Genomic DNA, 22,320 nt, shown 5'->3' on the forward strand with positions numbered 1-22,320 from the left:
ATCCAAGCAAAAGCTACCAACCCAAAAAATAACAAAAGCCCCCTCCCGAAGGAGAGAGCTTTTGTCACCTATGTCCCGCTACATCAGTCAACGATGTCGCGACACATCACACCTAGCTGAATTGACCACTTGGGAGTGTGGTAAATCCATTGGATAGAGTTCGCACGCTGGTGGCCAGACTGGGCTGTGTCAGAATAGGCCGTTAGTCTCCTGTCGAACTTAGGCCGAAGAACCGTTCAAAGAAGGCGCCGAGTTTGGCGATCACGGCCTGTTTTTTCTCGCCGTGTCCGCCAGCAGCAGAGAAGCGGGATACTGGTGGCAGGACCTTGGTGATGGCAGTGCCGGTGGTTTGGATCTGGCCGTCCCGGAAGGCAGTCTCCACGAAGTCGCGGGTTTCCTCGGGGCGAAGTTTCTCATCTTCGATGATTGTCTCCAGCTCGGATTCACGCTTGGCGGCGATGAATGCCCGCCATTCCTGATCTACCTCGCCGTCAACGGAGAGCGAGTCGACGAAGTCTTCTATGAGGTCCTTCTTGTTGCGCAGGGTGGGGCTGGCATCCACCGCACGAGTAATTTCCGCCCGGATCTCTTTGTCGTCGCCGTCGCCGCGTTCTTTGCGATATTTCTGGACGAGCATGAGGATGTAGTCAACGTTGATTTCGACCTGTTTGATCAACTCGATCTCGAAGACGATGTCGTCGTTGATTTGTTCCTTGTCGGCATTCTTGTCCTTGCGGAAGTCCGCATACAGGTCCAGGTACATACTGCGGTAGTCCTGCCCCTGCCGCTCGCTGAGGATTTCGTTGCCGGTGAATTCATCAAACGAGGTGAGAATGTTCTGCAGGCGCAGGATGGCACCGAGCAGACGAATGAATTCCTTTTGCGCTGACTCACCGATAATCGGGGATCCCAAGGGGAAGCCAACTAGAAGCTCGGTCACCTTCTCGGCATAGTCGCTGTAGTACGCACCATACGGCTTGAGCAGCACGACCCCGCGGGCATCCTTGTTACCGAACAGCGCGATCGCGTCGTTCGTCTGTTCCTCCAGATCACGGAACGAGACAATGTTGCCATAGGTCTTCACCGAGTTCAGGATGCGGTTGGTGCGCGAGTAGGCCTGGATCAACCCGTGCGCACGGAGGTTCTTATCCACGAACAAGGTGTTCAACGTCGTTGCGTCGAAACCGGTGAGGAACATGTTGACCACGATCACCAGGTCGATTTCGCGTTGCTTGAGCTTCAGCGAAAGGTCTTTGTAGTAGTTCTGGAATCTATCGGCGCTGGTGTCGAACGAGGTGCCAAACACGGCGTTGTAGTCCTGGATCGCGGCATCTAGGAACGTGCGGGCGTCGGTGTCCAGCGCGCTGGTGTCAAAGCCTTCTTCTTCCAAGGCACCATCTTCTACGGGGTCGTTCGCCCCGTAAGAATAGATCAGCCCGATTTTCAGCCGCTTGTCGGGGACAAGCGCTTTCTGTTGTTCGCGGAGGTGCTGGTAGTACGTTCGAGCGGCGTTGATCGATGCGGTGGCGAAGATGGCGTTGAACCCGCGCACCCGCTTTTCCCCGAGTGTGTAGCCCTCGGTGCGTTTGGTCTTCTGGTCGAAATGCTCACGGGTGTACTCCACGATCTTGGAGATCCGCTCGTCAGCCAGCAACGCTTTTTCGGTGTCGATCGATGAAACTTGCTTGTCGACTACGTTGCCGACCTTGACCGTGTTCACGTAGTCAATGCGGAACGGCAACACATTCTTGTCCGTGATCGCATCCACGATCGTGTATGTGTGGAGCTTCTGGCCGAATGCCTGCTCGGTGGTCTTGAGCTGCGGGTTCCCTCCGGTGCCGGAATTGGCGGCGAAGATCGGGGTGCCGGTGAAACCGAACAGGTTGTAGCGCTTGAACGCCTTCGTGACCGCTGTATGCATGTCACCGAACTGGGACCGGTGGCACTCGTCAAAAATGATCACGACATGCCCGCCGTAGATCGAGTGTCCCTTGTTGCCGCCGATGAACGTGGCTAGCTTTTGGATCGTGGTGATGATGATCCGCGCGCCTGCATCCTCGAGCTGCTTCTTCAGCACGGCGGTTGAGACGTTTGAGTTGGCGGCACCCGTCTCGAATCGGTCGTATTCGCGCATGGTTTGGTAGTCCAGGTCCTTGCGGTCCACCACGAACAGGACCTTGTCCACCGAGGGCAGCTTAGAGGCCAGCTGGGCAGCTTTGAACGACGTCAATGTCTTGCCCGACCCGGTCGTGTGCCACACATACCCGCCGGCCCCTATGGTGCCGAGTTTCTTGTAGTTCGTGGAGATATCGATCTTCTGCAGGATCCGCTCGGTCCCGACAATCTGGTACGGGCGCATCACCAGCAGCATCTTGTCCGCGGTCAGCACGCAGTATCTGGTCAGGATGTTCAGCAGTGTGTGCTTGGCGAAGAACGTCTTTGAAAATGCCGAAAGATCGGTGATCGGCTTGTTCTGTGCATCGGCCCACCAGGAGGTGAACTCGAAGGAATTGGAAGTCTTTCGCACGCGTTTGGACCCCGCTGCCTCGCTCAGGTGCTGGCGTCGGGTGGTGTTGGAGTAGTACTTCGTCAGCGTGCCGTTGGAGATCACGAACAACTGCACGTACTCGAACAGGCCAGAGCCGGCCCAGAAGCTGTCCCGCTGGTAGCGGTCGATCTGGTTGAACGCCTCACGGATATCCACCCCGCGGCGCTTGAGTTCGATGTGCACCATCGGCAGCCCGTTGACCAACACAGTCACGTCGTACCGGTTTGCGTGGGTCCCGCCGCCCTCGCCCTGTGGGGTCTCGTATTGGTTGATGACCTGTAGGCGGTTGTTGTGGATGTTCTGCTTATCGACCAGAGTAATGTTCTTGACCGAACCGTCATCCCGCTTGAGCAACTGGACATGATCGTCCTGGATGCGCACTGTTTTCTCAACAATGCCGTCATTCGCCCCCGAGACACGCTCGGAAAAGAACTGCTTCCACTCGCCATCGGAAAACACGACGCCATTTAGCGCCCCCAACTGGTTGCGCAGATTTGCGACCAGTTGTTCCTCGGAGGTAATCGGTAGGTACCCATACGCCTGGGATTGGAGAAGCCTGATCAGCTCGCGCTCGAGGTCAGCCTCCGACTGATATGAGGCTTCAGCCGTCGCATCAGGCACATACTCGGCAACAACAGTGCTCTCATTGGATACCGCGATCGGGTCATACTTCCGCGCACCTGCATCAATCATGCCGTCATCTCCGGAAATACCACGTCCGTGAGGAGCGTCAAGAGGTCTGCTGAAGAAAATGACTTCAGCAGTGGATCTCCATCCGGAATCTGTGTGACCTCGGTCAGATCCGCGAGACCTCCAGGTAATGTGCCGGGCGGGACTTCGAAACCCTCGATATCTCCGTGGCCGGAGAAAAAGACTGCCACCATCTCACGCGACTTCGGCCACCGGACGAAGACCGTGTCCTTCAGAAGGACATGTTCAAGGAGCGTCGGTGGTAACTTCGGTCTTGGCATGACGGTAAAACCATGTTGCTGAATTGCCGCCAACACAGCGTCTTTGTGCGTCGGACGGGACTGCGCATTCATGCCGTTGCCTCCTCGAACGTCAGCAAACGATCACGGTAGTACTCGTACTGCTTCCGACGAGCAGCAAGCTCAGCCGGAAGACCAACGCTGAGGTCGTTCACGAGCGCATCGAATTTGTCCAGAAGCCCGACGACGCGTTCCTTCTCATTGAAAGACGGGTCTGGAATCAGGATTTGATTCAAATTCGCCTTGTTCAGTTTTGGTTGCGCCGCTCCGGAAATGAATGGCGACAGGTCAATGGAGTTCAGGTAAAACTCAGTGAATCGGCGCTCCGCGTAGGTCTCGAAACGAAGCACATGCGCATGATTATTGACCCAGGTCTTGCCGGAGATAGAGAACGCAATTGGTGTCGAGCGTGCCAGCAGGTTGGCTCCATCTTCTGACACCAACAGAAAGTCGCCGTCGAAAATGAAGTCGCTGACGTAATCGACGACCCCGGAAGCTCCGTAGTACGGAATGTTACCCGGCGTACGCGCACCCCGGGTAACAGGCTTGCGTTTGCGGTCGAGGTTTTCGGCGACATCGCCAAGTGGACGCAATTTAGTATCATCGTCAAAAGTCAGCAGTTCGCTCCGGTAGTGCTCGTATTGGCGGCGGCGGGCTTCCAGCTCAGCCGCCAGCTCAGCTGCCAGTTCAGTGAACTTATCAAGGATCTTCGCGATCTCGCGCTGGACCTCAATAGGCGGCACCGGAATTCTAACTCGCGCGAGGGTTCCGACTGCGAGGCCGGGTTGTGCCCCTTTGGAGACATATTGGTTGAGATTCGCGGCTACGAGCAGATGGAAGGCCCAGCTGACGTCTATCTCAGGGATCGCATCAACTACGACCGCGTGCTCCGTCGCGTAATACCTGCCTGTTACTCGCTTAACATTCCCGCTAAGTGCTCCTTGCCGTCCAACAAGCAAAAACAGTCCATCGTGGTTGGACTGCTCGACGAACCCACGGACCCCATTCCCGCCGTAGCAGGGGTAGGGATGTGTGTCATCCTTCACCGGCGAAATCTGAGTAGCGGAGATATTCTGTCCAGCCTTCATGCGAAATACATCTGCCATCGTCTTGAACGGCACCCCGTCCGGGCAGTACTCAGCAATCAGTTCCTCAATGCGACTCATTGCGTATTTTCCAGGTCGGCGACGATCTCGTCGATGGCGATCCGGAGGTCTTGTTGCCGGGCAATGATCTTGCTGATTTCGGCGTTCAGCTTCGTGATGTCCACGAATTCCCGTGTGTCTTCGGCTTCGATGTAGGAGGACACGGCGATGTTGTAGTCGTTGACCCCGATGTCTGTGTTGGACACCAGCTTGGCGAAGTGATTGGCGTCCTCGCGATCCGTGAAAGCGGCCAGGATTTTCTGCTGGTGGGATTTGGTGAGTTTGTTCTTGTTCCCCTTACGGGTGAACTCGGCCGAGGCATCAATGAACAGGACATCGTTGTCGGTCTTGGATTTTTTGAGCACGATGATGCAGGTCGCGATCGTAGTGCCGAAGAATAGGTCCGGCGGTAGCTGGATTACGGCGTCAACGTAGTTGTTGTCGATCAGGTACTTACGGATTTTCGCTTCAGCGCCGCCGCGGTAGAGGACTCCAGGGAACTCGACGATGGCGGCAGTGCCATTAACGGCCAGCCAGGACAGGATGTGCATTGTGAAGGCGAGGTCGGCCTTTGACTTCGGAGCCAGCACACCGGCTGGGGCAAAGCGTGGGTCGTTGATCAGCAACGGGTTAGCGTCGCCATCCCACCTGATCGAATAAGGCGGGTTGGAAACAATTGCTTCGAACGGCTCATCGTCCCAGTGCGCCGGGTCCGTGAGCGTGTCGCCATGCGCAATATTGAACTTCTCGTAATTCACGTCGTGGAGGAACATATTAATGCGTGCCAGATTGTACGTGGTCAGGTTGATTTCCTGGCCGTAGAAACCCTGGCGCACATTGCCCTTGCCGAGAATTTTGTCGAACTTCAGCAGTAGGGAGCCAGACCCAACTGCCGGGTCGTAGACCTTGTTGACCTGGGTCTTGCCGACCACGGTGATGCGGGCCAGGAGTTCTGATACTTCCTGGGGTGTGTAGTACTCCCCACCGGACTTGCCGGCGCTGGATGCATACATCTGCATCAGATACTCGTAGGCGTCACCGAACAGATCGATCGAGTTGTCCGCGAAACTGCCAAGCTGCAGATCCCCGATCGCATCCAGCAGTTTCACGAGCTTTTCATTGCGCTTGGCGACCGTTTGGCCCAGTTTAGAGCTGTTGACATCGAGGTCGTCGAAGAGACCCTTGATGTCGTCTTCACTACCGGAACCAAGGGCGGAGCCTTCGATGTTCTTGAACACCGTCGCTAGCGTTTCGTTCAGATTCGCATCTTGCGAAGCGCCGTTGCGAACATTCTGGAACAGTTCAGACGGGAGAACATAGAAGCCCTTCTCAGCCACAGTCTCAGTGCGACCAAACTCGGCATCGGAGTCAGGCAAGATCACATAGTTGAAGTCGGGATCGCCAGCCTTGTGCTCACCGGCATTGATGTAGGCGGTGAGGTTCTCGGAGATGAATCGATAGAAGAGCATGCCGAGCACGTAGCTTTTGAAGTCCCACCCGTCGACCGACCCACGCAGGTCGTTTGCGATGCGCCAGATTGTCTTGTGCAGCTCGGCGCGCTGTCCTTCTTTGGTCGTGGGGGTCATATCTCGGTTCCTGCGCGTGGGCGCGGTTCAGTTGTGCTCGGGTTCAACGTCTAGGATATCGGCGAACTCACTTCTTGGAGCATTCGCCGAGTCGTGACGATCCAAGTCGCGCAATCTTCAATCAGCATATTGGGCTTTGCGAAGTCCTTTCCGGGACATACAAAATACACACCATAATGTCCGTTATGGTGTGGGCAGTGGGGCACGAAGCTGAAAGATCGGTCTCCCAGTCCTTGCAGCTGACGTACTATTTGTTGCCCCGCCAATCTCGATGTTCCCCCTTTCGACGGCTGCGGCCTGAACGGAATTATTGGATGTACTTATACGTTCGCTGTGGCGAACGTAGACTTCTCAAGAATGAATGTTGCATCTAGGTGGGGGTAAATGTGGGCGTTGTTGACGACTTCGTGAATGAATATGAGCGGCAGTTCGATTTTTGGGAGGCATCGGCGCGTGCTGCTCACGGCTTGTTGGAGACGGAGCTTGCCAGCTCCGGCCTGCGCGCCATCGTTACGAGTCGGGCCAAGTCCGTTGAACGACTTGCTGATAAGTTGCGTGTGCGTGACCGCGAGAAGTCGTATAGGTCCAGCGCGGAGATCGGTGAAGACATCGCTGACCGCGCTGGCGTGCGCGTGGCACTCTACTTTCCAGGGCAAATGGATGAAGTGGAACAAGTCATTAGAACGATGTTTGACGTTCAGAAGCTCAAGGGTTTCCCATCTCAGAACGGTGCAGAAGATGGGGAAGCGGGCACGCAATCAGGGCCAGGCATCTCGACCCGCCCAAAGCGATTTTCCGGTTATGGTGCTCGACACTTCCGAATCCACATCCCGGAGTCGCGTTTAAGCGCGGGTCAAGAGCGCTATTCATCGGCGCTCATTGAAGTTCAAGTAGCGTCTGTACTTATGCATGCGTGGTCTGAGGTCGAGCATGACTTGGTGTACAAGCCGCTGGAAGGCGACCTTTCGCCTTCGGAGTATGCGCTTCTGGACCAGCTCAACGGACTGGTGCTTGCTGGCGAAATTGCTCTTGAGCAACTTCAACAGGCTGGAGATGCGAGAGTGTCTGCCGCTGAAGCAGCGTTTCGAAATCACTACGAACTGGCTGAGTTTCTCAGGACGCGCCTATCGGCACAGGGCACCGATCTGACCGAGGCGACCTTGGGTCGTATAGACGTATTGTTCGACTTCCTAGCCGAGCAAAACTCTGCGACCGCCTCGTCTGTGGAAACGTACCTCGAACTGCTGGAGCAAGACGTCGAACGCCGACCCGTCGCTGCTCAACTCGCGGATCTCATGCTCTCGGGGGACAAATCGCGCTACGAGGCTTACCTTGACGCTATGTCGATTTCGCGCCATCCGTCGAACCGTCGGCGTACCACCATTGAAAGTTTGAAAACCAATTCACCAGAGAAGCTGGCCCTCGGCGAGTTCGTCGCCGCGTGGGTACTGATTGAGACTCTGCTGAAGGAGATTGCCGGGTTCGATGGTGAAAGGTTGCCTCCCTTACCGGCCCTATTTAAACGGCTTCAAAAACGAGGACTAGTTTCTCCGGAGCAACTTATGGAACTCGACTTGATGCGTGAACTACGTAATCGAGTCTTCCACGGGAAGGCTGGAGATGTCCCTCCTGAGCAATTGCGTGAAGCAGCGACGATACTGCGCGGTCTGACGGAGGCTATAAAGCGCAAGGCCGCTGAGAGCTGAGCGGGCGTTGGGAATATGAGACCGGTCAAGGCCGTCGACTATCAGTCATGGGGAATTGAGGCTACTGCCGTACCACGTGCAACCGCAAGTAGGGCTTTCGATCATCCGCCCGAATTATTTGCCGCTTGCAGGGCAGGCAGGGCTTGAGTCGTTAGTGCTCTCGAGAACCATTGGTCCATCCGTTCTGTGTGCTTGCTTCGAGTGGATCTACCGTCAGACCTAAATTCATGAACTGAAGTTTGGCCATCGCGCTGAGGAGGTCGGCAAATTCTGCGCGTAGTGCCGGGAGAGCTTCTGCTGCATCTCGGTTGAAGAGCTCGTCCAGGCTCCAGACGGCAAACAAGGGCTGCCGGGGGAGCAAGATGCCGACTCTTCGGATGCCTAGCGAATCGTCGAGGTCCAACAGTGCGTAACCAATGAGCTGGAATAGCGTTTTCCTGAGCCAGGGGTTCGTGATCTTTTCTGTAGTTTTGAGATCCACTAAGAGATCTCCGACAGACCAATCCGCGTCGGCTCCACCCACAGCTGAGCTTCCAAGGAAACTAGGGTTGGGAACATACTTATCTCCCGCGGTGATGTCCTGAATCCATTGTCCCAAGAGGGGCTCAACGGCGTTACGCATGGTTGCGATGTCGATGATGAGTGAGCTATCGATGCTCATCATGAGATCAGTGGCGTTCTTGGAACGCTTGATATGCCGGCCGAGTTCCCCAGAAAGCACAGCCGTAGGGCCGCTCCTCAAGATACTTTCACACCAAGCGAGAGGCACGGAAGCTCGGGCGAGGCTGAGAGGATGACTGTTCTTGTCCTTGAAGGTGAGATAAGCGAAGCCAAGCGCTTCCTCGAGGACTTTGCGTATGTGCGTTCCCCGGTGGACCAAGGACGGATCCGCGGCGAAATGATCGATGGCTAGCAGAGCCGTCGTGTTCGCGAAATCGAAATCAGGTAGATCCATCCGTAGTCGGTAGTCGAGAGCCATGCCCGCGACAATGGCGTGGCCCTTGCGATTCGTCACCTCTTCGGGGATGAGGATCCGCGTTTCCAGCGCAGTAAGTTCGCCGAAGCCGAAGAACTCGGCCATAGCTTTGCCCTCGCGTCCGGATGTTCCCGCAAGAGCGAGCTCTGGGGCACTCGCATAGATGAATTGCCGAACGGGTGACTGCTTGTTATCAAGGTGGCTCGTGAGCGACATGGGGCAACCATACCGTGGGCGTATGACATTTGATTCGTATGTCTAGTCCCGCGAAGCACATTGGGACGGAGCGTCAATACATCAGTCCGGGGATTGATTTAGATTAATGAAAGCCACGCTGGGCGGTACGCCCGAGCAGGCCCAGCACCGCTTAATTGGGGAGGCTATATCTTAGGGTCATAATTCCAAAGCGGTAGCTCTTTCCAGTCTGCAGGGAAACCCATCACCTCGTGAACATTGACACTCTTGATGAGGGGGTACTTCTTGCCCCCAGCGGCGGTTTTGAACGAACGGGGCCAGTTAGTCTGAGGGTTTATCTTTGTGACTAGGAAGCCCACTAATGCAGCCAAGAAATAGATCCGGGTGTTGTTCAAATCCCTAAGATGTAAGAGCTCTGTTCCTGCAACTTTCGACTCGTGGGGCTTCACTGGCGCCGTCGCTGTGACACGGTTCCATACACGGTTGTGATGGGCGCAGTCATTGCGAAGAACATTCAATGCCTTCAACCATGCGTGTGTCACGGTGTTGTCTTTGACCCCCAAATTCTTGCTGATCGACTTTCTGTCGTCGAGAAGCAGAAGGCTGTACAACCAAGTGAGGGAGCCGAAATCCATGAACTCAGTGGCAACCCAGATGGGGTACTCGGCGTTGTAATTCATAATGAAGTGCGCGACGTAATCTTCCTTGCGGGCCTGATCGGCAAGTTCGTCGTAGCGCTTGATCCACTTTTCGTAGGTCGACGGCTTGGTTGGCTCTGATCGCCTCTCACAGGCTGTGGCGTCAAGTCCTTGGCGTAACTCATGGCCGAAGGGGTTTCGCTTTCCCAGCGTGTGCCCAAGGTGTACCCGCATCCCGATCTCAATCTGCTGCAGTCCATCAGCGAGAACAGATCGAAGCAAGGTGTCATAGTCATAGAGGGCTACTGAATCTTCGAATCTGGACCCCGGAAAATACGTATCAAGCCGCTGAGGCCTGCCACGGCTGTCCACGTTCTGAGTATCAAACTCACGGAAAATGTATGTGTAAGCCGAGAGTCGGTAGTAGCCGATTCGCTTAAGGTCTCTCATCGCTGCCTGTGGATCGCTGTTCGTAAGCCCCCTGGAAGAAAGGATGGCCAATTGTTCTGCGTAGGTTTTATGAGGTTTTGAATACTTAGCCATCGCATCAGCTTAAATGAAAACCGGCCCATAGTAGCCGTTGACGCGAAGTCGTTGGCTACTAGAGGGGACCGGTGTTGATACGTAGAAGACTACACAGGCCCCTGTCATCTTTCAAGTTTGCGCACCTACGGTTGCGCTTCTACACGGAAGGAGTCAGTTTGGTCTCACAAGAGCTCGCCGCGGAAAAGGGGCTCCCCCAAGAGATAGTCGGCAAGGTCGGGTTGAGCCGTCAGGGAAAACCTCTCAAACCCCGCCTTAGAGACCGCTGGGGCGGCACATGAGCCCATCGGCTGGTCCCGTGGTCCCGTGAATTAGCCCAGTACCGTGCTGAGGACAAGTCGGTTTGCGACTAGTCGTGCTGGCGCGCGATATAGGCGCCCATGCCGGGTACGGTGAACTGGATTTGGCCATGCTCAGGGGCGAAGATGATTCCTTTCTCAATCAGGCGCCCTCGCTGGCTGGTCAGGGAACTGTGATTCTTTCCAAGCCGGTCCCCGAGGTCCGCCGTATTGGTAGGGCCTTCGCCGTCCTGACTCATCGCTCGCAAATAGCTCCTCTCGGCCCCCGTCGCGCGCTGCCATCGTGCAACGAAGAAGCCCTGGTCCAAGGCTTCGGTGCCTAGCTGCACGGCAAGGCGGGAGTCCCCGACGGAGATTTCCTTGCCAGATGCGGCCTCCCACAAGGCATGTCCATAGGCTTGCAGGAAATAAGGGTATTGACCGGCCGCCTCTAGAACCACGTCTAATGCCTGGCCGCCCAGGATTCCACCGAGGCGACTGATCGGCATCGTCAGGGCCTCTGACGCCGCGGATTGACTCAGCTTTCCGATCTTTCGGTAGTGGAAGAGCCTCTCAGCGTAGGACCGCGTCTCACTCACTTTGCCTGGCAACGATGGCAGCCCACCGCCGATTATGTAGAACGGCCAGTTGCGTTGGCCTGCGGTGTGCTGGACGGTCAGGAGAGCGCCGAGCAGGTCGTCATCGAGGTCCTGCATCTCATCGATGACCAAGGCGAATCCCGCCCGGGCTTTACGCATCGACAGTGATACATCTTCCACCATTTCTTCTAGGTCAATGTCGATGTCCTGGGAATCGGCACGCCCGGGGGCGAACTTCATGTCGGCGGTGAGGCCTTGAAGACCCAGACCCAGCGAAATGTTGGAGATGCTGCCTAGACCCTGTGTGCGAAGGTAGTTCCAGGCGGACGACTGCTTGAGCCGACGAGCCCCCAGCTGGAGCTCGCGGGCGAGTTTTTTGCGAACGATTTTGGGCCCCTGCGCCCCCGGCTGGGCTTCGAATTGGGCAACTAGCCATCCGTGTCGGCGGGCCTGTTCGGCGAACATGTTGAGCAGGACCGTCTTGCCTACGCCGCGCAACCCTGTCAGTAGGATTCCTCGGTCTCCGGCTGCGTTGGCCTTGGCACGGGCGATGAGCAGGTCGAACGCATCGATCTCCGTTTGGCGCCCGACGAGGGCCGGTGGCATGACGCCTGATCCGGGGGCAAACGGGTTGAGTGCAGGTTCCATAACTCCATACTAACCAAAGAATCTTCGCATATCTCAAAATTTGAAATTATGCCGCCGTTTTTGGGCGATACGATACGCCCGGCTGATGGGTTCCCGAAGCCTAACCGAGCGGGATTGGATTTTGGTTCTTAGAGGAACACCTTGGTTACCTCTAGCGCGCTGATATCTTCGCCGAACGTGGCCTGGATTCGCGCGCTGCCCGTCTCTATATTGTCGGAACCACCGTCAAGCCCGGTACGTAGGCACGGGCACTGATCTTGCTCAGCGTCGATAACCAACAGCATGATGCTCTGCTTGCCATCAGCACTGCTGCCCACCATGTCGTCTCCGGGCCTGATGTCCAGCCCCGGTTGCTGGCAGCGCAGGCCGAGCGTCACATCGGTATCCTGGCCGCCCTGCTCGGTCAGAGGCTTCAGTAGCCCGTCGTGGATGCCCTGGCGCAGCGGGTAGTCCGTGTGCAAGGGTTCTGCCAGCTTGAACAAGTTGCTGGCTTTCCGCTCCCGAACCGCACTGCTCAGCAGCCGGACACTGTCGACCTGCATATCGGCCCGGGCCAGTGTGACCTGTACTTGTGCGGCGGCAACGGCCTCGGGTGAGCCCTCTGACGGTCGGAAGCTTCCCAGTAGTAAGTAGGCTTCGATCCTGTAGTTCGCGGAGCTCTGGGCTGCACTGTTCTGCTGGGCGATTTCAGAGCAGTCGTCCGCACTTAAGGCAGTTCGGAGCTGTGGGTGGAGTGATGTGTAGCCGTTGCGGCCGACACAATTACTGTGCCCAACGATCCATGGCCAAAACCCATCCAAGGTTAGGCAACACCACGCCGAGGTTCGACACCAACAGTCTCAGCGGCGGCAACCAACGTCGTGATTCGGCGACCATAGCCGACCCGGTTGATGACTACGGTCATGAGCATTTCGACCACAGCACGGCGTCGGGCCAAGGTCGAGCGGTCCCACCATGCACGCACATCGTCAATTCCTGCAAGGTCAGCCAGAGGGTCATGCCTTATGGCCTCAGCAATTTCATCGTTCACGGCTCGAAGCTCGCGAGCAAGATCGTCCAGGGCCCCCTCAGCAGCCTTAGGGCTCATCTTTCCGGAGGCGATCAGCGAGGCAATAGTACTATCTCGGCCTTGGAGCTCAATCCGGCGGGAATGGAGCACAGCGATGTCGGCAGAATCAAGGGGCGGTGCAAGCAACGTCAGTGCATCCGGCTGTGACAACCGGGCAATGCAGACCTCCGCTATGTAGCTGTCTATGATGTCACCGTTCCTCATGAAGTGACCCTTGACGCAGCGGTACGCGTGGTAACGCTTGGTGGGCGCTTTGCCAGAACCATCCACCTTTGCGGTCGGATGTGTCTCGCCTGTGGCTGAGCGAACGGGTTCCCGGCAGACTCCGCAGACAGCCAGGCCAGCGAGCAACCACTTCCGGGCTGTGCCGTGATGATTAGGCTTGACGCCGATGAGACGCCCCCGTGTGGCGAGTAGCTGATCCAGGTCCACCAGCGGTTCCCAAGCACCTGGAACACATTCTTCAATTCGGATCTTCGACGAGTCGAACTCGCCGGCCGGTTGTGCTGGCGCCAGTAGAGCTGCGTACACGGGATTCAACAACACGCGCCGTGTCGTGGAGGAACGCCATGGGGCACCCTTCCGGGTCGACCGTCCCGATGTGTTCAGGTCCCGGGCCACCTGGCCCAAGGGTGCTCCAGCAAGGAACTCCTTGAAAATTTGTCGCACGTCCTGCGCTTCGTCTGGATCGATCACGAACCGGGTTCCCTGTTCATCACGGTCTTGCTTCGCCACCCACCTGTAGCCGTGCGGGACCATGCCGGGCGTCGGGTGACCCGTCGCCCGGCGTTCCAGCGCATACCGCTTGGCCCGGGCAGCCTTTAGCTTCACTTCACGCTCCGCGAGGAGTACCAGCTGCTTGAACATGAAGTCATCCACTGCTGTGTCGATTCCCCCACGGACGGTGAGTACCCGGATCGTGCGGCGTGGGACACTCAGCTCAAGTACATCACTCAGATTGCGCGTCAGTCGGTCAACGTCGTTGGCCAATACTGCGTCGAACTCTCCGGCGTCGAAGGCCTTGAGCATAGCCGCCCACTGTGTGCCGGAGCCACGCATCTTGCTGGCACTGGTGTCATTGTCACGATACTCAGCTACGATCCGCCAGCCCTTGTATTTGGCCTCTGCGCGGCAGTCGTCGATCTGCTGGCTGATGCCTTGCTCCTCATCCGCCGACTGGCGGGCATAGACTGCGATCCTTGGGTTCTTGGGGTCTTTAGAGGCCATAGGGTGAGTCTAGATCAAATATGACATTAGTCGTCAACGGCGGCCAAGGTGGCAATGGCGTATTCAGCTGTAGCCATCCCTGCTTCCACGCCCCCGCGAGCCAGCTGCCTGCCCGCTCGCACCGGGCGAATCCTACGGTTCACCACGGGTGCTGTGTGAATGGCGCCGGGAAAGATCTCACGAACATTTTCGGCGATGGCCGTGCCATCTGCGCCGAGGATCTGTCCCTTGGCGACTTCATTGCTTTTCATCTCAACTCCCTAATTTTTCGGAACTGCCCCTGCAGTTGTTGCTGCTAGGTCCCATCTTTCTCCGCTCCCGTGGCGCCCAATAGAGCACTTTCGTGTTCCGTGGACTACCAGCGGGCGGACGGGGGCTGTGGATGAATGAAGCGGGAGTTCTCCGCCGGCACGTCAGAGGGCGGGAATCATGGCCATCACTACGGGCACCACGCCCAAGGCGATGAAGGCCGGCAACGAGCAAAGCCCCAATGGCACCACGAGCTTGACGCCCAGGGCTGCCGCCCTCTTTTCCGCCTGGCGGCTGACAGTGCGTCTGTGGTGCTGCGCCTGGGCATAGAGGAGCGGCGCCACGGCCGCTCCCGTCAAAGCACCGAAGCTGAGCGCGGCATGAATCTGGGCCACATCGCTGCGCCCCAAGTTTCCCTCCCACGCGTTGCGCCAGGATGCACCGATCTCCAGTCCTGCCACGACGCGCAGCAAGTGTTCGCGAATCTCTTGCTCGGAAACTCCTGCAACCAGGTGCAGTGCGCTCTGGACGGTGAGCCCCGCATCCAACGCCGTGCCGAGGAGCTCCAACAGGAGCGGGACTTCTGCTATGCCCGCGGCCGCCTCGGTGGACCTGCCGTGTTGGTGTCCCCAACGCTTGAGGGCACCAGAATTACGCATCAATTCTGCCCCTTGCGCATCGGGCGCCTGCGGCCACCGAGGTGCCTGCTGACTTTCTGCCCTCGTCGCATCAAGGGGGCTTGCACCCCACAGGCACCAAGCCGCCATGAAGGCGAGGCTGAAGACCAGTAGTGTTCCCATGACTACCGCCTACGTTGTGCGTGTGGCGTCGTAGCCGTGGTGTCGGCAATGCGAGTTCTTCGCGCTGCGGCCGGTGCCGCAGCGGTGGCGATCATCTTGGTGGACCATGCCCATCCGGCTAGTGTAAATGTCACGCCCGTGGCCAGCACCGCCCAACCAAGTGGACCTCCCAGGAGCGCTCCGATGGGGTCCACCCCCATGGCTATCCCGAGGCCAAGCCCAATAAGCGGCAGCCAGCTCAACAAGCGGACCGTGGCTCGAGGGCCTGCCAATGCTGTTTCCCGCAAGGCGACAGCGTCTTGTTCGGCCTCGATGCTTGCGGCAAGCCGATTCAGGACCCCCACCACAGCTGCCCCGCTAGCCTCACACACCTCAAAGCATGCCGCCAGTTCTAACCACATTCTGTGCTGTTCGGGTGTGAGTGCGGCGGCGCGAGCGGTTTGGTGTCCACGCGCTTTCACAAGCGCGCCCGCACAGGCGTCGCGTATGGACGCCGCTGCCGGCAGTCCCAACGCGCTGGCTCGTTGCACGGCCAGGACCAGCAAAAGGGTGGCGTCTGCACTATGTGGTGGACTATTGGTCCGCAGCTGCGGAAGTGTCTGTGCCGTCTGCGAGCGCCCGCTTGGCCCTGGCGCCTTCCCCCGACCTCCCGGGGCTGCTTTTGCACTTACAGCCTCCAGGTCCAGCACGTGGGCGAGGGCACCCCAGAGAACTGGGCCCGTTCTGCCAGCCGCCAGCAACAACGCCAGTTGTCGCACCAGCCGGGGTAGATCCTGCGCCGGAGCTTGCCTGTTCCCGCCCAGGGGACCTACCCAACGGGCCTTGCCTAGGCGCGGCGGCGTCCGCCAGAAGGACGTGTTAGGCCTACAGAGACAGCATGCTGCACCTAGCAAGAGCAGCATCAACAAGGCGCTCACGGCGTCGCCCCCGGTGCTGGCTCAGCGGTTGCGGCACCGGTCGGCGCCGCAACCTCCTCAGGCAACCCAAGGCGCCGGGCAAGTGCTGGCCACGCTCGTCCCTGCACCAGGTCATCCGCCAGCTCCTGTCCGCAGCCGCCGGCTGGCAGCAGCTGTGCTCTTTGGACACGGGTGGTTAGCGCAGACACAACGCCTAGCTGGCCCTGACGCAATTCCACGACCGCAATGTCTGTCACCACCCTGCGCCCGTGGATTCTCTCGAGATGGATGATCACATCAAGGGCACTGGCGCCCTGCAAGAACACCGCCTCAGGACTCATGCCTGCCAGAGCCCCCAGCGCAGCCAACCGTGCGGGTACGTCATGGGCACTGTTTGCATGAATGGTTCCACCGCCGCCACTGTGCCCCGTGTTCAGGGCCATGAGTAGTTCGCGAACTTCCCTGCCCCTGCATTCGCCCACAATCAAGCGTCCGGGGTTCATTCGCAACGCTTGCCGCACCAACTCCGCCAGGTCGACGGCACCAGCGCCCTCAGCATTCTCGTGCCGGGCTTCCAACGTCACCACATGGGGATGTTGCGGCTCCAACTCCGCAGCATCTTCTATCAGAACAAGCCGTTCTCGTTCGGGGCACAGGCCCAGAAGAGTCGTGAGCAACGTCGTCTTGCCGGCTCCTGTGGCTCCACTGATGAGGAAGTTCAGCCGGCACTCAATCACCCTGTGCAGTACGCGTGCCAACCGCGGCTCCACGCTTCTGGCCGCGACCAACTCCGCCAATGTCAGGACGGTTTTGTGTTTGATGCGGATGGATAGCAACGTTCCGGTTGCGGAGACAGGCGGAAGCACCGCGTGAACACGGTACCCGGAGGCGACCTTGACATCAACGCAGGGGCTGCTCTCATCAAGTCTGCGGCCTCCACTGGCCACCAGACGCACTGCCAGTGAGCGAAGTTCGCCCTCACTGGAAAACCGGACCGCCACCCTTTCGGGACCCATCCCGCGATCAAGCCATACTGAGTCGGGTGCGTTGACGAAAATATCGCTCACGGCGGGGTCCTTCACCAACGTCTGCAAAGGACCCAAGCCATTGAGTTCGGCCGCGATCCTATCCATGGCCACCAAGGATCCGGCCGCACCCAGCAGCCGACCGCTTTCTCTCACAGCCGCCGCCACCTGAAGGTCGGTCACAGGACCTGCGTGGGCTAAAACTGTGCGGCGGACCACATCAAGGAGCTCGGCATCCACCAGATCCGGCCCGGCAGCACCGTCCTCGGTGCCGGGATAGTTCGCACGGTGCACGGGCACACTCATGACTGCCCACGAGCTGGGGGCCGGCGAACAACCTTTGCGCCGCCCGCCATCCAGTCAAGGACGCTGGCCACAAGAGGCCGCACACGCCGCCGTCGCAACAGCTCTGGCAACCGCTGGGATTCCAACGCCGCAGCTACACCCCGCACACTGGGGAGCTCCCCCACCAGCGGCAACCCGATGGCATCGGCCACCATGATTGCATCAAGCCCTTCTCCCACCGGGCCCCGAACCACCGCGGCAACAGGCATGGGCGGCAGCGTGTCCATCATCTGCAGGGCGGCCGCAGCAGCGCGCGCCCTGGCCGGAACCACCACAAGAAGTCCATTGCAGTGAACCGCAAAAGTTCTGAAGGCCTCGGGGGTCCGGCCCACGTCAACCACCACCAGACCGTAGCCTCCCCCCGCCGCACGCATAACTTCGGCAACGGCGGCAGGCGCCCGCGGGGTGAGAGCAGCAGCCACGTCTGGCTGCGCCACTGCGTCCCAGGAGAGCAGCGCCAAAGGACCAAGTTGGGGAAGCGAGGCTGCGAGCTGTTCAGGATTGATGGACCCCGAGACTCCGAGTAGTTCCGGCCAGCGCAGTCCCGGCACGTCCTGTGCGGACACGGCGGCACTCAAGCCACCACCCCACCGATCGCCATCGACCAATAAGGTCCTGGTCCCGCGGGCAGCGGCCCCGGCAGCCACCAAGACTGACAGCGTCGAAGCACCGGCCCCACCGCAGGCACCCACTAGTCCCAACACCCCCGCACCCGAGGCCGGACTGTGCAAACAAGCCAGATAGTCGGCCAGCCACTGCGCCGAGTCCGGCAGAATGGCCACCCGGTCCGCCCCCAGCCGTGCCGCTTGACGCCACATTTGGGTGGAATCCTGGGCGAACCCCACCACAGCTGTGGGTCCACGCCAGCCAGAAAACCCCACGTCAACGGCTGAGTCGATGAGCACCGCCGCCACGTCATCCCACTGCACAGTCAGGCTTTCAAGGCTCTGCCCAATCAGAAGTTCAACGGCAGCTGCTGCGCTGACTCGTCCCACTTCACCCTGCAATTCCGGCGATGCTGACATCAACACAACTGTTGTGTCCCGGCGCGGAAGCCAGGGGTCACCCGTCTTGCCCCGGGACCGGCTGTGGCTGCTTCTCATAAGGCAACTGTGGGCGTCAACCCCACAAGACTCCAGAGCCCTGTGCCAGGAAGTGGACAAGTCGGCACCGTTGGATGGGTGTGGAGGAATTAAGTATGTTGCCAGTGGAGAATAGAAGTTATGTACGCATTGCTGGCCACACACCCCAACGGTTCCTCCGTGGTGGTTCAGCTCCGGCACGACGACGGCTCACCCGCGGCTCCCACCGAGAATGTCGCCAGAACAGACCTCAGCGCCCTGGTGCGCAGCATGGAGCAAGACCATCATCCGCGCTGGGTGTGGGACCGGGCAGCACATTGGTATCCGGATCTATTGGCAGCCAATGTTCGGGTTGAGAAGTGCCATGATTTGGCTCTTTGCCAGACCATCCTGCTGCACTCAGAGTTCGCCGCCGCAAGCGGCTACCACCAGCGGCTGACCCCTGTGCCACCGGAAAACGAATCAATCCAACGCGGGGTTTCCCCGGGTGGTATCAGTGCCGGGCAGGACAGCCTCTTTGACGCTCCCCCTGCCGTCACAGCCCACAAGGCCTGGGACCTTGCCACCGTGGCGCGGGAACTTGGTGCCCAAAAGGACGCCATTAATTCATCCACACACCCCTCCAGACTCACACTTTTGCTCAGTGCAGAATCTGCCGGCGCCTTGGTGGCTGCTGAGATGCAATATGTAGGTATCCCCTGGCGGGAAGACCTACATAGGAGGCTGCTCCATGAACTGCTCGGGCCGGAACCAAGCAACCACGCCCACCCGGAAAAAATGGAGGCGCTAGCAGGGCAGTTGCGCACCGCCCTCAACGCGCCGTCGCTGAATCCTGACTCACCGCAGGATCTGATGCGGGCCCTGCACCGGGCCGGTATCGACGCAAAGTCCACCAGGAGTTGGGAGCTGATGGAGTTCAGCCACCCTGCCATCGAGCCTTTGCTGGCGTACCGAAAACTCAGCCGACTTTTCACCACCAATGGCTGGAACTGGCTCCAGCAATGGGTTCATGAGGGCCGTTTCCACCCCGAATACGTGGTGGGCGGGGTGGTGTCCGGGCGGTGGGCTTCGCGCGGCGGCGGTGCCATGCAGATTCCGGCACAAATCCGGGGCGCGGCCGTGGCTGATCCTGGCTACTCGTTGATAGTCGCCGATGCCGCGCAACTGGAACCTCGCGTGCTGGCGGCCCTGGCCCAGGACACGGCCATGGCCGCGGCGGGCCAAGACGCGTCCGGAAACAACAAGGATTTGTACGCCGGAATTGCTGCGCAGGGATTCGGCGGGGACCGCAGCATGGCCAAAATTGCGTTGCTCGGTGCCATCTACGGCGCCACCTCCGGCGAATCCGGGCGCCTGGTGCCGCAACTGGCGCGCATGTATCCGCGCGCACTGGACTTCGTCGAACAAGCGGCCCGGGCTGGGGAACGCGGCGAACGCGTCAGTACGTATTTGGGCCGCAGCACCCCACCCACCGCCCAAGAATGGCATGAGAGTCAGCGCAGCGACTCGGCCCAGGAACAGCGCAGGGCCGAGTCGGCGGCCCGCTCCCGCGGCCGTTTCACGCGCAATTTTGTGGTTCAAGGAACGGCCGCGGAATGGGCTTGCTGCTGGTTGGCGGAGCTACGACGGCGGTTACGGGCTTTGTCGGCCGCCTCGACGACCGCCGGCGGGCCCGCACCGGCACTGGTGTTCTTCCTCCATGATGAGGTCATGGTGCAATGCCCGGACGCCCTCGTGGCCGAAGTGACTCAAATTGTGCACGAGTCATCAAGGGCGGCCACTGAACTGATCTTTGGCAAGATTCCGCTGGAGTTTCCCGTCAATGTCAGTGTTGTGCAGTGCTACGCTGACGCCAAATGAGACGGCGCAGCCAAGCGGGACCTGAACGGGGCAGTGCTGCTACTTGGATTCGTTGACACTCGCAGTCGCTTCTCTCCGGCCGTTGACCTTGCTGACATTGCAACAGTTCCTCAAACACTGAAGGCGTATGAAAGTGGCGTCGTCATGGTTCCCGGCGACTATGCGCCATCCGTCCTTGACGGGCGGTTTGGCCGGTCAAACCGATTGGTGCGGGGATCCCATGGTGTTTGCGGCCATGAACCGCACCACAGGACCTGCCTACCAACTCTATGAAGGGCACCGAAAAGGCATGCTTGCTGATCTTGTGATGCCCGACGCCGATCCCGTTGCGGCAGTTGCCGCTGGAGTCAAAAACGTTCAGGTTTTGGAAACCGGCAAGGCAGGCGTCACTGTTTTTAGCCGCCGACACCAGCTAGATGGGGGCAGGAATCTCCCGGTGTTCATCCCACGGCACGGACCAGCCCAATTCATCAAAAACATACGTCAAGATTCCCGCGGTGAACCCCCACACCAGCACATCGTTGACAACAAAAGCCGGCCCCCTGTACGGGTAGCGTCCACGCTTCAAAACGGCGCTGACCCGGTTCTCAGGATCCAGCAGGTCCCGCACGGGCACCCGAAAAACCTGCGCTGACTCCCCATAGTCAACAACAGCCACGGGAGTTTGGCGGGCCCACCACCCCACCACGGGGGTCACCAGATATTTACTGACAGGCAACGACACCTCGGGCAGCCTGCCCAATACTTCAACGCCTGAGGGGTCTAGGCCTGTTTCCTCCTGGGCCTCGCGCAACGCGGCAGCCTCGATGGAGGCGTCCTGGCGATCCACACGGCCGCCGGGGAACGCCACCTGACCGGGATGATCTTTCAAGGTGTTTGCTCGCTCAATCAGCAAAATATCCAGATCGGCCGACACCAGCGGCTTTGTTGACGTGGCACCGACATCGTCCAACGCTCCAAAGAGCATGAGCACGGCTGCTTGCCGTGCCGAGGCCGTGTCCATGGCTGGTTGCCACAGTGACGGGCCACGCTGGTGTATTGCGGCAGGGAGCGCGGCCGTGGCTGCTGCTTTTTCAGCCAGCGCCGCTAGATCCGCATAGGCGCTCACGGCTATGATTCCGATGCGCGGGCAGCGAGCTGAGACTCTTGCCTGTACTGTGCTGCCTTGTCCACGTCGGCGAGCATGCGTGCCAAGAGGTCGTCCTGCCCGGGAGCCAGCTCATACTTCAAGAGTTTGGCAGCCTTCACAGGATCCACTTCGCCGTCCCCGTAGGCGGGGCACAAGTGCGCAATCGGGCAGGCTCCGCAGGCGGGTTTGCGCGCATGGCAGATGCGCCTGCCGTGGAAAACCACGCGGTGCGAGAGCATGGTCCAGTCCTTCGGCTCGAACAAGGCCGCAACATCTGCTTCAATGCGCACGGGGTCGGTGGACTCGGTCCAGCCAAATCTGCGCGCCAGCCGCATGAAGTGGGTGTCCACGGTGATCCCCGGAACGCCAAAAGCATTTCCCAGCACCACATTCGCGGTTTTTCGCCCCACGCCCGGCAGCGTAACGAGGGCTTCAAGGGAAGCCGGCACGACGCCGTCGTACTCATCTACCAGCCGTGTAGCCAGCGCGATAAGGTTCGCGGCCTTGGCGCGGAAGAACCCCGTGGGCCTGATCAGTTCTTCCAGCTCGACGCTGTGCGCCTGGGCCATCGCCAACGGGTCCGGGTGGCGGGCGAAAAGCGCAGGGGTGACGGCGTTGACGCGCACATCGGTGGTTTGCGCCGACAGCACAGTGGCCACCAGCAGCTCAAACGGGTTCCGAAAATCCAGTTCCGCATGCGCATAAGGGTAGAGCTGCGCCAGTTCGCGATTGATCTTCCGGGCCCGTCGTTTGAGCGCCAGTGCCGTTTCCTGTGCCACCATTGCGG

General features: G+C 59.2%; 18 protein-coding genes. 2 read left to right on the forward strand and 16 right to left on the reverse strand.

Translation table 11 applies throughout. The annotated features are described in order from the left end of the window. Positions 1–202 precede the first annotated feature (202 nt). Genes ACX80E_RS14940 through ACX80E_RS14955 form a run of 4 tightly spaced genes read right to left on the reverse strand, consistent with a single transcriptional unit; the run spans position 203 to position 6,268 of the window. Complete coding sequence (locus ACX80E_RS14940; RefSeq protein ID WP_459302818.1) at positions 203–3,241, reverse strand: type I restriction endonuclease subunit R; 3,039 nt, start codon at positions 3,239–3,241, stop codon at positions 203–205. Then, on the reverse strand, positions 3,238–3,591 hold the full coding sequence (locus tag ACX80E_RS14945) for a hypothetical protein (protein ID WP_459302819.1): 354 nt from the start codon (positions 3,589–3,591) through the stop codon (positions 3,238–3,240). The genes ACX80E_RS14940 and ACX80E_RS14945 overlap by 4 nt, the downstream gene beginning before the upstream one ends. Beyond that, positions 3,588–4,703: a restriction endonuclease subunit S gene (locus ACX80E_RS14950; protein ID WP_459302820.1), complete on the reverse strand. Its 1,116-nt coding sequence runs from the start codon at positions 4,701–4,703 to the stop codon at positions 3,588–3,590. The genes ACX80E_RS14945 and ACX80E_RS14950 overlap by 4 nt, the downstream gene beginning before the upstream one ends. Next, complete coding sequence (locus tag ACX80E_RS14955) at positions 4,700–6,268, reverse strand: type I restriction-modification system subunit M (RefSeq protein WP_459302821.1); 1,569 nt, start codon at positions 6,266–6,268, stop codon at positions 4,700–4,702. The genes ACX80E_RS14950 and ACX80E_RS14955 overlap by 4 nt, the downstream gene beginning before the upstream one ends. Positions 6,269–6,654: 386 nt before the next feature. Here ACX80E_RS14955 and ACX80E_RS14960 point away from each other — a divergent pair, with 386 nt between their 5' ends. Then, on the forward strand, positions 6,655–7,974 hold the full coding sequence (locus ACX80E_RS14960) for a GTP pyrophosphokinase (RefSeq protein WP_459302822.1): 1,320 nt from the start codon (positions 6,655–6,657) through the stop codon (positions 7,972–7,974). A gap of 151 nt (positions 7,975–8,125) precedes the next feature. Here ACX80E_RS14960 and ACX80E_RS14965 read toward each other — a convergent pair whose 3' ends face one another. The 10 genes from ACX80E_RS14965 to ssd all read right to left on the reverse strand — a co-directional run bounded on the left by ACX80E_RS14965 (position 8,126) and on the right by ssd (position 18,565). Further along, the gene (locus tag ACX80E_RS14965; protein WP_459302823.1) at positions 8,126–9,166 is read right to left on the reverse strand and encodes a hypothetical protein; all 1,041 of its coding nucleotides are present in this window, start codon (positions 9,164–9,166) and stop codon (positions 8,126–8,128) included. A gap of 164 nt (positions 9,167–9,330) precedes the next feature. After that, on the reverse strand, positions 9,331–10,326 hold the full coding sequence (locus ACX80E_RS14970; protein WP_459302824.1) for an Abi family protein: 996 nt from the start codon (positions 10,324–10,326) through the stop codon (positions 9,331–9,333). A gap of 349 nt (positions 10,327–10,675) precedes the next feature. Further along, positions 10,676–11,851, reverse strand: coding sequence for an ATP-binding protein (locus tag ACX80E_RS14975; protein ID WP_459302825.1), 1,176 nt, complete (start codon positions 11,849–11,851; stop codon positions 10,676–10,678). 128 nt (positions 11,852–11,979) lie between these two features. Continuing rightward, positions 11,980–12,393: a hypothetical protein gene (locus ACX80E_RS14980; protein WP_459302826.1), complete on the reverse strand. Its 414-nt coding sequence runs from the start codon at positions 12,391–12,393 to the stop codon at positions 11,980–11,982. A gap of 260 nt (positions 12,394–12,653) precedes the next feature. Continuing rightward, entirely contained in the window at positions 12,654–14,147 is a 1,494-nt protein-coding gene (locus ACX80E_RS14985) for a recombinase family protein (protein ID WP_459302827.1), read from the reverse strand. Between the two features lie 26 nt (positions 14,148–14,173). Further along, complete coding sequence (locus tag ACX80E_RS14990) at positions 14,174–14,398, reverse strand: DUF4244 domain-containing protein (protein WP_459302828.1); 225 nt, start codon at positions 14,396–14,398, stop codon at positions 14,174–14,176. A 162-nt stretch (positions 14,399–14,560) separates the two neighbouring features. Continuing rightward, positions 14,561–15,196, reverse strand: coding sequence for a type II secretion system F family protein (locus tag ACX80E_RS14995; RefSeq protein ID WP_459302829.1), 636 nt, complete (start codon positions 15,194–15,196; stop codon positions 14,561–14,563). A gap of 2 nt (positions 15,197–15,198) precedes the next feature. Further along, a complete protein-coding gene (locus ACX80E_RS15000; protein ID WP_459302830.1) occupies positions 15,199–15,597 on the reverse strand; it encodes a type II secretion system F family protein in 399 nt (132 codons plus the stop codon). Between the two features lie 512 nt (positions 15,598–16,109). After that, positions 16,110–17,423, reverse strand: coding sequence for a TadA family conjugal transfer-associated ATPase (locus ACX80E_RS15005; protein ID WP_459302831.1), 1,314 nt, complete (start codon positions 17,421–17,423; stop codon positions 16,110–16,112). Then, positions 17,420–18,565, reverse strand: a complete 1,146-nt coding sequence (ssd, locus tag ACX80E_RS15010; protein ID WP_459302832.1) for a septum site-determining protein Ssd — start codon at positions 18,563–18,565, stop codon at positions 17,420–17,422. Before ssd ends, ACX80E_RS15005 begins: the two co-directional genes overlap by 4 nt. A 120-nt stretch (positions 18,566–18,685) precedes the next feature. On the opposite strand from ssd, the gene ACX80E_RS15015 reads away from it, so the two are divergent. After that, the gene (locus ACX80E_RS15015) at positions 18,686–20,404 is read left to right on the forward strand and encodes a bifunctional 3'-5' exonuclease/DNA polymerase (protein WP_459302833.1); all 1,719 of its coding nucleotides are present in this window, start codon (positions 18,686–18,688) and stop codon (positions 20,402–20,404) included. A gap of 412 nt (positions 20,405–20,816) precedes the next feature. Here the strand turns inward: ACX80E_RS15015 and ACX80E_RS15020 are convergent, their stop codons facing one another. Beyond that, on the reverse strand, positions 20,817–21,512 hold the full coding sequence (locus ACX80E_RS15020) for an NUDIX hydrolase (protein WP_459302834.1): 696 nt from the start codon (positions 21,510–21,512) through the stop codon (positions 20,817–20,819). A 2-nt stretch (positions 21,513–21,514) separates the two neighbouring features. Next, complete coding sequence (gene nth / locus ACX80E_RS15025) at positions 21,515–22,315, reverse strand: endonuclease III (protein ID WP_459302835.1); 801 nt, start codon at positions 22,313–22,315, stop codon at positions 21,515–21,517. Between the last annotated feature and the right edge of the window lie 5 nt (positions 22,316–22,320).

The organism is Arthrobacter sp. TMN-49, from assembly GCF_054511095.1.

Excerpts from the sequence above, each read along its gene's own strand:
- ACX80E_RS14940 (WP_459302818.1), bottom strand. The coding sequence starts at position 3,241 with ATGATTGATGCAGGTGCGCGGAAGTATGACCCGATCGCGGTATCCAAT.
- ACX80E_RS14945 (WP_459302819.1), bottom strand. The coding sequence starts at position 3,591 with ATGAATGCGCAGTCCCGTCCGACGCACAAAGACGCTGTGTTGGCGGCA.
- ACX80E_RS14950 (WP_459302820.1), bottom strand. The coding sequence starts at position 4,703 with ATGAGTCGCATTGAGGAACTGATTGCTGAGTACTGCCCGGACGGGGTG.
- ACX80E_RS14955 (WP_459302821.1), bottom strand. The coding sequence starts at position 6,268 with ATGACCCCCACGACCAAAGAAGGACAGCGCGCCGAGCTGCACAAGACA.
- ACX80E_RS14965 (WP_459302823.1), bottom strand. The coding sequence starts at position 9,166 with ATGTCGCTCACGAGCCACCTTGATAACAAGCAGTCACCCGTTCGGCAA.
- ACX80E_RS14970 (WP_459302824.1), bottom strand. The coding sequence starts at position 10,326 with ATGGCTAAGTATTCAAAACCTCATAAAACCTACGCAGAACAATTGGCC.
- ACX80E_RS14975 (WP_459302825.1), bottom strand. The coding sequence starts at position 11,851 with ATGGAACCTGCACTCAACCCGTTTGCCCCCGGATCAGGCGTCATGCCA.
- ACX80E_RS14980 (WP_459302826.1), bottom strand. The coding sequence starts at position 12,393 with ATGCAGGTCGACAGTGTCCGGCTGCTGAGCAGTGCGGTTCGGGAGCGG.
- ACX80E_RS14985 (WP_459302827.1), bottom strand. The coding sequence starts at position 14,147 with ATGGCCTCTAAAGACCCCAAGAACCCAAGGATCGCAGTCTATGCCCGC.
- ACX80E_RS14990 (WP_459302828.1), bottom strand. The coding sequence starts at position 14,398 with ATGAAAAGCAATGAAGTCGCCAAGGGACAGATCCTCGGCGCAGATGGC.
- ACX80E_RS14995 (WP_459302829.1), bottom strand. The coding sequence starts at position 15,196 with ATGGGAACACTACTGGTCTTCAGCCTCGCCTTCATGGCGGCTTGGTGC.
- ACX80E_RS15000 (WP_459302830.1), bottom strand. The coding sequence starts at position 15,597 with ATGTGGTTAGAACTGGCGGCATGCTTTGAGGTGTGTGAGGCTAGCGGG.
- ACX80E_RS15005 (WP_459302831.1), bottom strand. The coding sequence starts at position 17,423 with ATGAGTGTGCCCGTGCACCGTGCGAACTATCCCGGCACCGAGGACGGT.
- ssd (WP_459302832.1), bottom strand. The coding sequence starts at position 18,565 with ATGAGAAGCAGCCACAGCCGGTCCCGGGGCAAGACGGGTGACCCCTGG.
- ACX80E_RS15015 (WP_459302833.1), top strand. The coding sequence starts at position 18,686 with ATGTACGCATTGCTGGCCACACACCCCAACGGTTCCTCCGTGGTGGTT.
- nth (WP_459302835.1), bottom strand. The coding sequence starts at position 22,315 with ATGGTGGCACAGGAAACGGCACTGGCGCTCAAACGACGGGCCCGGAAG.